The organism is Allobacillus salarius, from assembly GCF_007559425.1.
Lineage (GTDB): Bacteria > Bacillota > Bacilli > Bacillales > Alkalibacillaceae > Allobacillus > Allobacillus salarius.
On record NZ_VMHE01000023.1, the window covers coordinates 1 to 14,607 of the forward strand.

The 14,607-nt window shown below is 41.1% G+C and carries 18 protein-coding genes; 10 read left to right on the forward strand and 8 right to left on the reverse strand.

Going from position 1 to position 14,607, the window contains the following annotated elements:
* Positions 1–197: 197 nt before the first annotated feature.
* Positions 198–533: a hypothetical protein gene (locus tag FPQ13_RS10635; RefSeq protein WP_144089312.1), complete on the forward strand. Its 336-nt coding sequence runs from the start codon at positions 198–200 to the stop codon at positions 531–533.
* A 102-nt stretch (positions 534–635) separates the two neighbouring features.
* Here the strand turns inward: FPQ13_RS10635 and FPQ13_RS10640 are convergent, their stop codons facing one another.
* Positions 636–1,805 carry a MalY/PatB family protein gene (locus tag FPQ13_RS10640; RefSeq protein ID WP_144089313.1) on the reverse strand — a complete coding sequence of 390 codons (1,170 nt, stop codon included), beginning with the start codon at positions 1,803–1,805 and terminating at the stop codon, positions 636–638.
* A 302-nt stretch (positions 1,806–2,107) separates the two neighbouring features.
* Between FPQ13_RS10640 and yugI the strand changes: the two genes are divergently transcribed.
* The 3 genes from yugI (at position 2,108) to FPQ13_RS10655 (ending at position 4,306) form a co-directional block, all read left to right on the forward strand.
* Positions 2,108–2,494: a S1 domain-containing post-transcriptional regulator GSP13 gene (gene yugI / locus FPQ13_RS10645; protein WP_144089314.1), complete on the forward strand. Its 387-nt coding sequence runs from the start codon at positions 2,108–2,110 to the stop codon at positions 2,492–2,494.
* 126 nt (positions 2,495–2,620) lie between these two features.
* Positions 2,621–3,778: an iron-containing alcohol dehydrogenase gene (locus FPQ13_RS10650; RefSeq protein WP_144089315.1), complete on the forward strand. Its 1,158-nt coding sequence runs from the start codon at positions 2,621–2,623 to the stop codon at positions 3,776–3,778.
* A gap of 135 nt (positions 3,779–3,913) precedes the next feature.
* The gene (locus FPQ13_RS10655) at positions 3,914–4,306 is read left to right on the forward strand and encodes a YugN family protein (protein WP_144089316.1); all 393 of its coding nucleotides are present in this window, start codon (positions 3,914–3,916) and stop codon (positions 4,304–4,306) included.
* Position 4,307: 1 nt separating this feature from the next.
* Here the strand turns inward: FPQ13_RS10655 and FPQ13_RS10660 are convergent, their stop codons facing one another.
* The 5 genes from FPQ13_RS10660 to FPQ13_RS10680 form a co-directional block, all read right to left on the reverse strand.
* A complete protein-coding gene (locus FPQ13_RS10660) occupies positions 4,308–5,330 on the reverse strand; it encodes a potassium channel family protein (protein WP_281281210.1) in 1,023 nt (340 codons plus the stop codon).
* 267 nt (positions 5,331–5,597) lie between these two features.
* The gene (locus FPQ13_RS10665; protein WP_144089318.1) at positions 5,598–5,951 is read right to left on the reverse strand and encodes a TraR/DksA C4-type zinc finger protein; all 354 of its coding nucleotides are present in this window, start codon (positions 5,949–5,951) and stop codon (positions 5,598–5,600) included.
* Between the two features lie 22 nt (positions 5,952–5,973).
* Entirely contained in the window at positions 5,974–6,354 is a 381-nt protein-coding gene (locus tag FPQ13_RS10670) for a hotdog fold thioesterase (RefSeq protein ID WP_144089319.1), read from the reverse strand.
* Between the two features lie 48 nt (positions 6,355–6,402).
* Entirely contained in the window at positions 6,403–7,338 is a 936-nt protein-coding gene (locus tag FPQ13_RS10675; protein WP_144089320.1) for a 1,4-dihydroxy-2-naphthoate polyprenyltransferase, read from the reverse strand.
* A gap of 150 nt (positions 7,339–7,488) precedes the next feature.
* Positions 7,489–7,719 carry a hypothetical protein gene (locus FPQ13_RS10680; RefSeq protein WP_144089321.1) on the reverse strand — a complete coding sequence of 77 codons (231 nt, stop codon included), beginning with the start codon at positions 7,717–7,719 and terminating at the stop codon, positions 7,489–7,491.
* Positions 7,720–7,803: 84 nt separating this feature from the next.
* On the opposite strand from FPQ13_RS10680, the gene FPQ13_RS10685 reads away from it, so the two are divergent.
* The 6 genes from FPQ13_RS10685 to FPQ13_RS10710 all read left to right on the forward strand — a co-directional run bounded on the left by FPQ13_RS10685 (position 7,804) and on the right by FPQ13_RS10710 (position 13,713).
* Entirely contained in the window at positions 7,804–7,998 is a 195-nt protein-coding gene (locus tag FPQ13_RS10685; protein ID WP_144089322.1) for a YwbE family protein, read from the forward strand.
* Between the two features lie 139 nt (positions 7,999–8,137).
* Positions 8,138–9,529 carry an isochorismate synthase gene (locus FPQ13_RS10690; RefSeq protein ID WP_186279655.1) on the forward strand — a complete coding sequence of 464 codons (1,392 nt, stop codon included), beginning with the start codon at positions 8,138–8,140 and terminating at the stop codon, positions 9,527–9,529.
* Complete coding sequence (gene menD, locus FPQ13_RS10695) at positions 9,530–11,257, forward strand: 2-succinyl-5-enolpyruvyl-6-hydroxy-3-cyclohexene-1-carboxylic-acid synthase (RefSeq protein WP_144089324.1); 1,728 nt, start codon at positions 9,530–9,532, stop codon at positions 11,255–11,257.
* 5 nt (positions 11,258–11,262) lie between these two features.
* Positions 11,263–12,084, forward strand: coding sequence for a 2-succinyl-6-hydroxy-2,4-cyclohexadiene-1-carboxylate synthase (menH, locus tag FPQ13_RS10700; protein ID WP_144089325.1), 822 nt, complete (start codon positions 11,263–11,265; stop codon positions 12,082–12,084).
* A 12-nt stretch (positions 12,085–12,096) separates the two neighbouring features.
* Positions 12,097–12,915, forward strand: coding sequence for a 1,4-dihydroxy-2-naphthoyl-CoA synthase (gene menB, locus FPQ13_RS10705; protein WP_144089326.1), 819 nt, complete (start codon positions 12,097–12,099; stop codon positions 12,913–12,915).
* Between the two features lie 204 nt (positions 12,916–13,119).
* Positions 13,120–13,713 carry a class I SAM-dependent methyltransferase gene (locus FPQ13_RS10710; RefSeq protein ID WP_144089327.1) on the forward strand — a complete coding sequence of 198 codons (594 nt, stop codon included), beginning with the start codon at positions 13,120–13,122 and terminating at the stop codon, positions 13,711–13,713.
* Positions 13,714–13,742: 29 nt separating this feature from the next.
* Here the strand turns inward: FPQ13_RS10710 and FPQ13_RS10715 are convergent, their stop codons facing one another.
* Complete coding sequence (locus FPQ13_RS10715) at positions 13,743–14,078, reverse strand: type II toxin-antitoxin system PemK/MazF family toxin (RefSeq protein ID WP_144089328.1); 336 nt, start codon at positions 14,076–14,078, stop codon at positions 13,743–13,745.
* 1 nt (position 14,079) lies between these two features.
* Entirely contained in the window at positions 14,080–14,307 is a 228-nt protein-coding gene (locus FPQ13_RS10720) for an AbrB/MazE/SpoVT family DNA-binding domain-containing protein (protein ID WP_246065487.1), read from the reverse strand.
* Positions 14,308–14,607: the final 300 nt, after the last annotated feature.

The following is a 14,607-nucleotide window of genomic DNA, read 5'->3' on the forward strand; positions in this document are numbered from 1 at the left end:
CAGACCGAAAGCGAGGAGGGGAAATAACCCTCCACCGGATCACCCTACTTTTTTACACAAACTTATTGACGGTACCATAAAAAAAAAACGAATAGGTGTAGAAGAATAAAAAAGTTCAACTATACGAACGGGCGATTATATTGAATATGAATTCTAATAAAAGATTGTAATAATTCTAACAAGGAGGAGTTGCGATCTTGAAACTAAAGAAAGTATTACTTGATATTTTAGGCTATATTAGTTTTTCGGCTCCTTATCCAGATGTAGATACAAATGATATTAGTAATAATTTAAAAGTCCTGAAAAGAACCCAATGGTTCCAAGCATTAATGAAAGATGAAAAACATCGCGAACTTATTGTTCATAATAAAGATGTTCGTTACGAAATCGGCTATCTAAATACTGAAAGATTAAAAAGAAATGCCCATAAAGACCGTTACAAAAATAAGATACAAAAAATTTTAGAGAAAGAAAAAAGAAGTTTTCAGAAGGAACAATCAAGTAGCAGAATAGCTTTTCCTAACCAGCCATAGAAATAGACTAGTTCTAGAAAGCCAAACATCGAGCACATCATTCTTTGTTAATGGCACATAAAAGACGCACAGAGAACCTCTGTGCGTCTTTTGTTTGTTATCTTATTCAGAAAAAGCTTCAATAATCCGATTGACTCCATCTTCCACAGTAGAGTGTGGTGCTGCGATGTTCATCCGCATAAATTGCTCACCTTGTTTTCCGAATGTCGTGCCATCATTTAAACCAACTTTTGCTTCTTCAATCAAAATCTTCTTCAACTCATCGTGAGGTGTATCTGTTTCACGAAAATCAATCCAGACAAGATACGTCCCCTCAGATGAAACCGTACGAATTGGAAGACCACTCTCTTCGAACATATTTTTAACGAGATCACGGTTATTCTCTAACGTCTTATTTAGTTCTTCTAGCCACTCATCGCCAGTTTCATATACCGTCTGCATAGCTGTATAGGCAAATGTATTTAACATGCCGATGCCTTGCTTTTGAAGTTGTTTGTCGAGCTTTTCTTTTTGTTCTTCGTTAGGTGAAAGAATAAATGAACCTTGCAATCCAGCGATGTTAAACGTCTTGGAGGGAGCCATCAATGTAAAGGTCAATTCTTTCACCTTTTCATTTACTCGAATTGCAGGGAAGTGCTCAGACTTAGAGAAAACGATATCTGCATGAATCTCGTCAGAAAACAACAGCACATCATATTTCACACAAAGGTCTGTTACTTTCTTCATTTCCTCTTCCGTCCATACGCGACCGACAGGATTATGAGGACTACAAAGAAGGAGAGCTTTCGCGCCTGCTTTGAATAGTTCTTCAAGCTCAACGAAATTCATTTCATAACCATTGTCACCTAGTACGAGTGGGTTTTCGACAATTGTTCGATTATGCGTTTCAATTACTGAGAAAAACGGCGGATACACAGGCGGTTGAATAACAATTTGATCATTCTCTTCGGTGAAGACTTGAATCACTGCGTGTAGACCAGGGATGACACCCGGGCTAAAGCTTAGTAAATCTGTATCAATATTCGTTTGATGACGTCCTTGCACCCAGTTTTCGATACTATGTAATAACTCATCATTTTGAATTGTGTAGCCGTATGCGTTATGTTCAGCACGTTTAATCAACGCATCTTTCAACGTAGGCGGTGCGGCGAAATCCATGTCAGCCACCCACATCGGCAAAACATCACTCGTACCAAAGAATTTTTCTCGTGCATCCCATTTTGCTGAATTTGTGTTTTCACGATTGATTCCTTGTTCGAAGATTTCTTTCATCGTAACTCCCCCTTATTGATCTATACGTCTATCATAATTTAAAGCAAAAAAAATGGCAAAGCGGGGGAATCCACTTTGCCAAAGGGGGAATACGAGAAAGTATTACATTACTATGTATAACCATTTAAACAAAAAATAAACCACTTTTTATAAAAAAATTTAATTTTATTTTGAATTTTTATAAATACATCTGGAAATCACACCAAAAACGCAACTAGAACCAATCTGCCAACTTTTGATTCATTCGACAAAGTGTGATAAAATAACTAACTGTGTAAAAAGTTTAGAATTAGGAGTTGTATATGATGAGTAACATCCAAGAAGGACAAGTGATTGAAGGAAAAGTCACTGGAATCAAGCCATACGGCGCATTTGTTGAAATTGGCGACCAAACACAAGGTCTCGTGCATATTTCTGAGGTAACTCATGGTTTTGTAAAAGATATTAACGAGCATTTGTCTGTAGGCGACGAAGTAACTGTAAAAGTATTGAATGTTGATGAAGAAAACAATAAATATTCTTTATCAATCCGCGCGACGCAGGAAAAACCACAAGCGCAAACTCAGAAACGCCAAGCACCTGTTGCACAGTCAACAGAAGAAGATTCTGGCGGTTTCAACGTGTTGAAAGATAAGCTAGAAGATTGGATCGAACAATCAAAAGAGCGCGAGAAAACTTTCCGTCGCTAACATAAAAGTGTGTCTTTTGTAATTTTTTCATTTACAGAGGACACTTTTTTTGATTTCAGCAGGATTTTTAAACATAATAGAACCAGCAATACATTGGTGAACGTTAAGTTGAAAGGAGATTAGCATATGGAAAATTTTCAGTTTCATAATCCCGTACAATTAGTCTTTGGACGTGGTCAACTTGAAAAGCTACCGAAGTTAATTCCGGATGGTGTTGAGCGTGTGTTAGTTGTCTATGGTGGCGGCAGCATTAAACGGAACGGAATTTACTCAAATGTTATGAAAAAACTCGAGAACTATGAAGTTTTTGAGCTTGCAGGTGTTGAACCAAACCCACGAATTACAACGGTTAACCGTGGTGCTGATTTGTGTAAACAACATAATATTGACTTTATTTTAGCAGTTGGTGGCGGCAGTGTTATTGACTGTACAAAGTCAATTGCCGTCGGTGCCAAATATGACGGGGACGCTTGGGACTTAGTTACCCGAAAAGTACAAGCACCAGGTGGATTGCCGTTTGGAACTGTCTTGACTGCTGCTGCAACGGGTTCTGAGATGAACCGAGGCTCGGTTATTACAAATTGGGAAACGAACGAGAAATACGGGTGGGGTTCACAGTATACGTGGCCATTATTCTCGATTCTTGATCCCGTTCATACGTATTCAGTACCGAGAGAGCAGACCGTATACGGCATCGTCGATATGATGAGCCATATTTTAGAGGATTACTTCCATAAGCCAACGAACGCACCGGTACAAGACCGGATGGCAGAAGGTATTCTTCGGACGATCATTGAAACGGCACCGAAGTTACTTAAAAACTTGGAATCATATGAGTACCGTGAAACGATTATGTATGCAGGTACACTTGCGCTGAATGGCTTCCTCCAAATGGGCTATCGAGGCGATTGGGCGACACACAATATTGAACATGCCGTGTCAGCTGTATATGACATCCCTCACGCAGGAGGTCTAGCAATTCTCTTCCCGAACTGGATGGAGCATAACTTGCATGTTCATACAGAACGATTTAAGCAAATGGCCGTCCGTGTTCTCGGCGTCGATCCAACAGGTAAATCGGATGAGCAAGTCGGTCAAGAAGGAATAGACCGCCTACGTAAATTCTGGACAGCACTTGGAGCACCAACTCGACTTGCTGATTATGATATCGATGATTCACAATTAGACGTAATGGTCGAAAAAGCAATGGCAAACGGACCATTCGGTAACTTCAGAACACTTCATGAAGAAGATGTGCATGCGATTTTAAGTAAGTCATTATAAAATTTCGAAACCAGTCGTGACGCGTTCACGGCTGGTTTTTTGTGTGCTTAAAATGTTTTTACATAAAATTGGTGACATGATAACTTTTTAGCCGTATATAATAACAAACAAACTTAGAAAAGTTGGTGAACCAAAATGTATCCGATTCACTCTGGAATTGAAAATCAAGTGTATGATTATAAAGATTTATCTTATATCTTGTCCCGCTTAGGTTTTGAGAACGAGGACATTGAGTTTGAAAAAGGTTCGATTGATTACCCGTTACATCAACCACATGGAGGGCGAGCGTTTTTACGTATTCCGATTTACATTGAAATTGGTCATTTCAATGAACCAGCAGCAAAAGTCCGAATTGCTAAGCCGTATATTATGTCACAGTCGTTTGAAGAAGGATTGGCAGCGGAAGGACTTTCAGCAAACCTATCCTCTGCAGTAACTAAAACAGAAGCGGACGTCGCCTTAGATGCAGCATTAATGGAAGAAGCGGAACGAGTGATTGAACAAGTCGAAAAAGCATTACTGCAATAGATCAATCCATGTAAATTCCTTGGTCACCTGCTTGGATTTTTTCATTCGGATCTGGATTAATGATTCGTTCTTCTTCACGCACCAACCCAAGCAGGAGCTTACCTTCTTTTTGTAATTGATGGGTCAGTTCGAGAATCGTATGGCCTTCCCATTTTTTTGAGATGGACTGTAGATGCAACTTCTGTGTGGACAATACGGAAGCCAAATAATCAAATGTTTTTGCATGTCCCGATCCAAGCATTTCTTGGTAAATGAGTAAGCTCGTCGTTTCATTTGTACAAATGACTTCTGTTGCTCCAGCACGTTGAACATTATTTTTTTGTTGCTCAGTCAACACTTCTGTGAAAATAGGAATATCTGTGTGGATTCCACGAGCTGTAATTGTCAATAAAGTCGAACGATAATCAGCTTCTACTTCTTTCAATGATTGATCAGCCGTAATAATTATTTTTTCAGCTTCATCGATGTTCGCCTGCTGCCACGTTTCATCAACAGTAGGATCCCCTTTAATAAAATGAACGAATGTGAGCGGTAAAGGATTTGAGCGACATGTCCGGTCAACGAGCACAATAGCTGGCGGCTTCTGATTATTCTCTTTAAACAAATAAATGAGCCTCCGCGTTCGCTCATTCCATCCGACAATAATGATGTGCCCCTTCCCTTGATACGTAACCTTTCCTTGATGAAACTCCCGCTCTTTTTTCTGTGTTTCATTCGATACAGCAACCATATAGTAGGCCACCAACCCTCCACCTAATAAAATCATAATCATCGTCAACAATCTGCCGAGCATCGTCACTGGAGCATAATCTCCATAGCCAATCGTTGTACCCGTAATGAATGCCCACCAAATTCCCTCGAAAATCGTATTGAATTGCTCCGGTTCTACTAAAAAAATAACCGTTCCAAACAAAAGCAAAAAAGATAGAACCGTTATAACCAATCGAAACAACGTCGGTAACTGAAAATATGTCCGCAGCAATTGTTGAAACATAGTAAACCACCCTTGTATGTAGCGACTCACGGATATTTTAACCAGATTGCCTTGAAATTATTAAATGTATTGAACAGAGGAGTTTAACTGTTGATAGGGGAGTGCTAACTGTCGATAAGCGTGTTGTAACTGTTGAAAGGAGCGTTCTGACTGTCGATAAGTGCGTTGTAACAGTTGGTACAGGCGCTCTGACTGTCGATAAGCTCACTGTAACTGTTGATACTGACAATCTAACTGTCAATAAAATCGGCAAAATAAAAAACAGCCCACTGTAATGAGCTGCTTTTGAAACGAATTTTATTCTGCTTCTGAAACTACCGTACGTGCAGTTGGCACAGCTTTCAAGCGTTCAACCGGAATTTCTTTCCCGGTTTCTTCGCAAATACCGTATGTGCCTGCATCTATTTTCTCTAATGCATGATTGACTTCTTCAAGCTGCTGCTTATCACGGTGATAGAGTGTCATATCTTTTTCACGTTCAAAAAGCTCTGTCCCTTGATCGCCAGGATGTGTCTCGTCGAAGGAGTTCAGTTCTCCGACAGATCCTTCCATTAAATCTTCTTGATTTAAATAGTTATCGATTCGTTCCTCCAAATCGCGTTTTTCATGTTCAAGTTTATTTTTTAATTTTTTCAAAACTTGCTCGTCCATAAATTAAATCACTCCTGATTTGTTATTTTGCCACCACTCCAACTGTGCAACGTGATAAACAAATCAATTGATCGTTTTCGTCCTTGATTTCTATTTCCCATACCATCGTCGTTCGTCCTACATGTCTTGGTGTCGCATAAGCATAAATCGTTCCATCACGTTTGCTTTTGATGTGGTTGGCATTAATTTCAATTCCAAAGACATTATATTTTTCCGAATCGACATTGAGAAAACCACCGACGCTTGCGGCGGATTCAGCTAAAGCGACAGAGGCTCCTCCATGCAAGTAGCCCATTGGTTGATGAACAGTAGGTGTGACAGGCATGGATAAAACCACTTTCTCTTTTGTTCCTTCTAATACCTCAATTCCTAACGTTTCAAACAATGTACCATCTAAATTCATTTTCAGTAGCCCCTCTCAATTTTCCCTTTTTACAAGAACTTATTCGATTTAGAGTGTAAAAACATGAGCAAGCAAGAAAGATAATCCATATAACAAACCATAAAACGTATTCGTCTGTGCGGTATATTTCATCGCAGGCATCATTTGAAGAGGAGTGTCATTTTCTTTAAATGTTTTCACCGCATCAAATGCTTTTTTCGCACTGAGGAACACAATTAGACCCCAGATAGGCATCATGCCGATCGCCATAAAAATAACGGCACATAGATAAGCAAAAATGAAAAATCCTGCAAGAACACGAATTGCATTGTCTCGGCCGACTAAAATCGCAAGCGTCTTCCTGCCGTGCTCCTTGTCGCCTTCCAAGTCGCGAATATTATTGGCAAGCAAAATCGCGCCAATTAATACGGCGATCGGAATCGTCAATAACAGTAATTCGCCAGTGACATCTCCTGTTTGAATGAAAAAACTAATGCCAATAATGACTGTTCCCATAAAAAATCCGGAGAAAAGCTCACCGAATGGCGTATAGGCGATCGGAATCGGACCACCGGTATATAAATAACCAAATAACATACTGACGGAGCCGATGACCGCAATCCAGAACGTCGTTTCTAAACAAATGTAGAAACCTAATAAAACGGCAATTCCATAAAAGATAAAGGCCAAATTCCGGACTCGTTCTGGTGAAACACCATCACGAACAATGGTTCCACCGATACCAACGGACTGATCATTATCGAGTCCTTTTTTGAAATCATAGTATTCATTAAACATATTCGTTGCTGCTTGGATTAACATCGAAGCCAATAGCATGGCAATAAACAAGCCAAAATGAATGCCTGTCTCCAAACTGGCAATCATCGTGCCAATAAAAACAGGTGCAAAAGATGCCGTCAATGTATGTGGTCGGATCATCCGCCACCACACTTGAAAGCCCGATTTTTCTTGAAGTGCATCTCGGATGGATTTATCGCTGGACATGAAACAATTCCCTCTCTCCCAAATAATACGTTGATTAATCTAAAATAAGTTTAGAGAATGCCTACTTGGATGTCAATGTGAACAACTTTCGAAGCTTATTAGAAAGGCAACGTTACAGCCGTACATGTCCTATGGGTAACATCGTTCTTCTTATAAGCCGTGTGAAGCCGTTGAAAAACTGACGGAAGCCGCCGATAAATCGTAAAAAGCCGCCAATAAACGGATCGAACCCGCTGATAAATGGTGAAAAGCCGCCAATAAACGGATCGAACCCGCCGATAAATGGTGAAGAGCCGCCAATAAATAAATCGCAGCCGCCGAAAAACCGAGCGGAGACATCGAAAAAACGAGCAAAGCCGTCGAAAAACGTGAAGAAATCATTACATCGTCAACTTACCCATTTGATTTTGAAACACGAATACAGTAAACTAAACCGAATCACGAAGACAAAAAGGAAGTGAACAGATGAACGGACAAGAACGCAAAAACATTAAACCCGGACTAGAGGTCGATATCGTTCTAAAACAAGACCAACGAACTGGAAACACGACGCGTGGAATTGTAAAAGACTTACTGACAAAGTCACCTCAACATCCGCACGGGATTAAAGTGCGACTACAAGACGGACAAGTCGGCAGAGTGAAAAACATTATCGGTTAATAAGCCAAAACATGAAAATCCTCTCTTCATTTCCTCAGCCTCCCAACCTTCGAATCAGTGCTTATTCTTGTCCACATCCTCAAAAAGACTTACAATATAGGGTGGACCGTTTTTAATGAGGACAAGTGGAGGAATATGCATGATTCAAACCGAGAAAATATCCGTGCATGACCAATTACATCAAGCAACGGCTAATCTTATAAATCAAACACAAATAGAGGTTTCACTTGTGGAACCAATTAATGAAATATCTGCACTCGAATTTTTCAAAAAAACGCAGCTTTTAGGTGACCGTATTTTTTGGAAAAATCCAACCGGTGACATGCAAATTGCTGGTGTTGGTGCACATAAACGTTTGAAACCCAAAAATGGAGAGGACCGTTTCCAGTCCATTCGAGAGCAATGGGAAGCGTATTTGGAAACTTGCTCGCTTCCAGACGAAAGCGTAACTGGGACAGGTCCCATTTTATTTGGCGGCTTTTCATTTATGGATCACATCGATCAAACAGACGACACTTGGGAAGCATTCGCATCAGGAGAAATGATTTTAGCGAAATGGATGCTGACGGAGCAAGACGGTCAGACATATTTAACGCACCACGCGACGATTGATGAAACAACAAATGTGAATGAAATCGCCAACCGTTTTACCGAAATGAAAAAGGTATTGAGTAAACCAATCATGGAAGAAGCATTGCCGAAAATGCAATCGATGAATGATCAATTTACGTATGAGCATTGGGAAACATTATTAAATGAAGCCATTGACACCATTCGAGAACAAGCACTTGAAAAAGTTGTATTGGCGAGAAAAACAGACGTCTTATTTGATCATAAAATTCCATTAGCTGAAGTCATTGAACGGATGATCGATAAACAGACGAATAGCTACGTATTTGTTATTGAACAAGAGAACGATGCCTTTATCGGTGCAACACCGGAACGACTCGTCCAAGTAAAAGGAAATGAACTGCTATCGGCTTGCCTTGCCGGGACGACCGCTCGAGGGAAAACTGAAGACGATGACGAAATGCTCGCGTGGCAGCTGTTAAACGATAAGAAAAATCGTGAAGAACATGACTATGTCGTGCAAATGATCAAACAGTCGGTCGCGCCGTATGTCGAAAGCTTCGATATTCCTGATACACCGGTCATTTACCCATTGAAGTCTTTGCAACACTTATTCACGCCGGTGACTGCTACATTGAAAAATGATGCAACAATTCTGGAGTTAGTAAAACAACTACATCCAACACCGGCACTAGGCGGAGAGCCGCGTGACAAAGCCCTTCAATTTATCGATGAAAAAGAACCGTTTGACCGCGGTTGGTATGCAGGTCCGATCGGTTGGTTGGATGCAAATTTCGACGGGGAATTTGCCGTCGCGATTCGCTCTGGACTTATTACTGAAAATCAAGCGACATTGTTCGCAGGCTGTGGTGTCGTGAAAGATTCTGACCCGCAAGCGGAATACGAAGAAACACGGATCAAGTTTATACCAATGCTTGATGCTTTGGGAGGTACGCAGTAAATGAACATGGGAGAAGCGTCTAGATATTTAACCAACTTTGTCGATGAGTTAGCCCAAAGCGGAATGGAACATGTCGTCATTTCGCCGGGCTCTCGCTCGACTCCCTTAGCATTGACCTTTACCGAGCACCCAACCATTCAGGAGTGGGTGCATTTTGATGAACGCTCGTCTGCATTTTTTGCCTTAGGGATGGCGAAATCAAAACAGAAACCCGTCGCATTAGTCTGTACATCCGGAACGGCTGCGGCGAACTATTACCCGGCAATTGTCGAAGCGTATTATAGCCGTGTGCCATTGATCGTCCTAACAGCAGACCGCCCGCATGAACTTCGTGATAACGGGGCACCGCAAGCAATCGACCAAATTAAAATGTACGGCGATTACGTCAAATATTTTCATGAAATGGCAATCCCTGAAGCAGACCCGTCGCTCATTACGTATGCGAGACGCCAAGCAGCAAGAGCGTATAGCCAAGCGGAAGCGACTCAACCAGGTGCCGTCCAGTTGAACTTTCCATTTAGAGATCCGCTTATACCGGATTTTACATTAGAAAATATATGGGGCAACGCGACAGGAAAATATGTAACAGGAATCACCGGCCATGAACAGCTACATCCAAGTCAGACCGAAACATTGATCGGTCAACTAAAAGATTTATCAAAAGGCGTCATCGTATGCGGAGAATTGCCAGGTGATACAGACGTTGAAGCCATCCACCAATTGGCAGAACACTGGAACGTTCCTATTTTCGCAGACGTATTATCACATGTACGTCATGGAAATAACGGAAACGCAAAAGTCATTTCTTCGTATGATGCTATTTTGAAAGATGAAGAAGTCGCTCTTAGCCTAGAGCCAGACTTCATCCTTCGCTTCGGTGCGATGCCTGTATCAAAGCCTTATTTGAAATGGATTCAAGCGGTACCGCTTAAACATCATATCGTTGTCGATCAAGCGAGCGGATACCGCGAACCAAGTAGTTTGGAAACGACGATGGTGTACAGCGAACCGAACGAACTCGTGCAGCAAATGCTGAAATCATCCGTGCAACTAACCGGTGACCCGGCATGGTTAGATACGTGGGCAAAAATGGATGAAATCGCGATGAAAGAGATTTGCGGAGCAGTCGAAGGGGAACAGTTAACTGAAGGCAAAGTAGCCTATGAATTAACCGAAGCGGCTAACACCGGTGACGTTATTTTCGTCGGTAACAGCATGCCAATCCGGGACATGGACACGTTCTCACTCGCTAAAAAAGAAAAAATCCAAATCCATGGGAACCGCGGAGCGAACGGTATTGACGGATTAATCTCCACAGCAACTGGATTTGCAGCAACAGGAAATTCCGTAACCCTATTTCTCGGCGACCTATCCTTTTTACACGATTACACTGCATTATTTATCGCAAGAAAATATGAACTGAATCTACGTGTTGTCGTCGTCAACAACAATGGAGGAGGAATCTTCTCTTTCTTGCCGCAAAACACTGAAGCGGACCATTTTGAAACATTGTTCGGCACGCCATTTAACCCGCCGATCAAAACATTGGCTGAAGCAGTAGGCTATCGTTATCACCAGCCGAAAACATCCGAAGAATTTCAACAGTTAGTAAGACAGGCAATTTCAGGAATGGAAATCATCGAAGTCGTAACGGATCGTGATGAAAATAAACAACACCACCGAGCGTTATGGCAACGCATCACAGAAAGTATTCAAAAAGAAGGTTGATTGAAATGATTGTACCAGTAGGAAATCAACAATACTTCGTCCGGCTGGCAGGTGCTGGCGAACCGGTCGTCCTGCTACACGGCTTTACCGGTTCCGCTAAGCAATGGGAAAACCTTGTAAATCAATCAGACGTACTTTGTCAGTGGATTGGAATAGATATGCCGGGACATGGAAAAACCATCATTCGTGATGAAAAAACGATGGAAGGCTATGTCGATGAATTGATTGAAGTCATCGATCAATTGGAGCTCAATCGCTTTCATCTCGTCGGTTATTCCATGGGTGGCCGCACCGCTATGCTTCTCGCAGACCGGCACCCGAACCGTGTCAAAAGCTTAACCTTGGTCGGTGCATCGCCAGGACTTCAATCGGAAGAAGAACGATCTGAGCGAAAAAAGAAAGACGAAGAACTGGCTGCATTTATTGAAGAAAAAGGAATTGAGCGTTTTGTCGACTATTGGGAAAACATCCCGCTCTTCGAAACACAAAAACAGTTACCGAACGATATCCAAAAAGCGATACGAAAAGAACGGCTCATTCAAACGGAACACGGACTTGCGCTATCGCTTCAAACGATGGGAACCGGTGTCATGCCGTCATTATGGGATCGTTTAGAACAACTGAACCTTCCGACATGTTTAATTACAGGCAAGCTCGATGAGAAATTTACAACAATCAATCAAAAAATGGCTGAACGCTTGCCACAAGCGGAATTAAATATTGTTGAAGAAGCAGGTCATGCAGTTCACGTGGAAAATCTTCATTCTTTTGTTAAAATAGTAAGTGAATTTTTACAAATCCATATGAAGCATAAAACACATACGTAGGAGGAAAACAATATGGCAGTCGAATGGACAAAAGTTCGAGATTATAAAGAAATTATTTACGAAAAGTACAACGGAATCGCAAAAGTCACCATTAACCGTCCTGAAAAGCGTAACGCGTTTACGCCATTAACGGTAAAAGAAATGATCGATGCATTCACAAGAGCACGTGATGACAAAGAAGTAGGTGTCATTGTTCTTGCAGGTGCAGGAGACAAAGCATTCTGTTCCGGTGGAGACCAGTCTGTCCGTGGACACGGTGGTTATGTAGGAACAGACGAAGTGCCACGTTTGAACGTATTAGACTTACAGCGCTTGATTCGCGTGATCCCTAAACCAGTCGTTGCGATGGTTTCCGGATATGCAATCGGAGGCGGCCACGTGTTGCACGTATGCTGTGACTTGACGATTGCTGCTGACAACGCTGTATTCGGCCAAACAGGACCAAAAGTAGGAAGCTTCGATGCTGGTTACGGCGCAGGACTTCTTGCTCGTATGGTAGGACATAAGAAAGCACGTGAAATCTGGTACTTATGCCGTCAATACAGTGCAGAAGAAGCAGAAGACATGGGCTTAGTCAACACTGTCGTACCTCTAGAAAAATTAGAAGAAGAAACCATCCAATGGTGTAACGAAATGCTCGAAAAATCACCAACTGCACTACGCTTCCTAAAAGCATCCTTCAACGCTGACACAGACGGCTTGGCAGGACTGCAACAAATGGGCGGAGACGCAACACTACTATACTATACAACTGATGAAGCGAAAGAAGGCCGCGATGCATTTAAAGAAAAACGCAAACCGGACTTCGACCAGTTCCCTCGCTTCCCATAAGTCGCAGAAAACAAAGATCACATCTATGGTTAGGTGTGGTCTTTTTCATTATCATACGAAATAAAATAGGCCCAAATCGAAAAAGAGAACGGAGTGAATACAATGGACTCTTCAATCTTTGTCGCCGTATTTATCATCTTTATTATTGCCATCATGTTTAATTCGAAAAAGAATAAGTAAAAAATACGTAAAAGAGTGATAGAGATGGGATCAATATTTTCAAAAGCTTATGACCGGGTGATGAAGCCTGTCGAACAAAGACGCTTCGGGAAAATTCGAAAACAGCTTGTCTCCAATCAACAAGGAACAATCTTGGAAATTGGTTCGGGAACAGGCGCAAACTTTTCGTATTATAAAAACGCCGAAAAAGTTATTGCCATTGAACCGGACAAATCGATGAGAGAGCTTTCAGAGAAAAAGCGAAGCGAGGCGGCTATATCAATTGAATTAATCGATGCAACGGCTGAACGTTTACCTTTTGAAGACAATACCTTTGATGTCGTTGTCGGAACGTTGGTGCTTTGCTCTGTAACTGATTTAGACCAAGCCCTTCAAGAAATTAAACGTGTGGCAAAATATGAAGCACCCGTACTGTTTTTGGAACACGTCCGGCTAGATCAACCACTCGTTGGAAAACTTCAAGATGTGGTGACACCAATTTGGAAACGAATGTGCGATGGCTGCCATCTCAATCGCAATACATTGGAAAGCATTAAACAAAATGGCTTTCGTGTAGAGCAAGTGGACGAGCATTTTAAAGGATTATTTTTGGAGATTCGAGCGAGGAATGAGAAATAAAAAAGTAAGGTGAAAAGTTCATTAATTTATTATTCTTCGTAAATGTAAGTATGTATCACCTGAACAACCTTATTAACAAGATCATTCGGTGCTTTTCCTGTTATTTTTGCATTTTTGGTTTTCCAATCTAAATTTTTAACTTGGTCGCTAATGATAACTCCTTCGACAGCATAACCTTCTGGTATATGAATGTTGAATCCCCATTCTCGTTCTGTTTCGCTAATAGGACAAACGGTTGCATAACCAGTTACACGATTAAATTTCGTTGGAGATAATACAATAGCAGGCCTTCTGCCCGATTGCTCGGTGCCTGTTTGTGGATAAAAGTCTAAATATATAAAATCTCCTCGATCAGGAACCTTCATATTATAATTCTTCCTTCCCGATTGATTTGTTAAAAAACTCATTATAAGGATTTTCACCTTCACATTGAGCTAGTAGATCATCTAAAGTTGGCTTACCTTTTGGTTTTAAAAAAATTCCATTATTCGTTTCCTGAATTTCTAATTCTGTTCCTTTTTCAATCCCATATTTCTCAGCTAACTTAAAAGGTATACGAATTCCAATGCTATTTCCCCATTTTTGTGCTTTCACAGTTATATGATACCTCCTTGTTTTCTCGTTTGGCTCCATTATACCACACTCCCACCACTAAATGTATACTCTAGTATATACAATATTGGCGAAGATGATACTGGAATCTTTACCAAAAAATGATTAGAATTCTGTTCTTGATAATTTCGATTGTTAACATACCCTCTGCAAGAAAGATTCTTTTGAAGACGACAGACGAAGAACGAAACAAATCTAACCCTTCATGTGAACAAAGACCAATCTTAATCTCAAAAACTTAAAAGTCTATAACATATTTAACCGTCAAACTTCGACCAAATT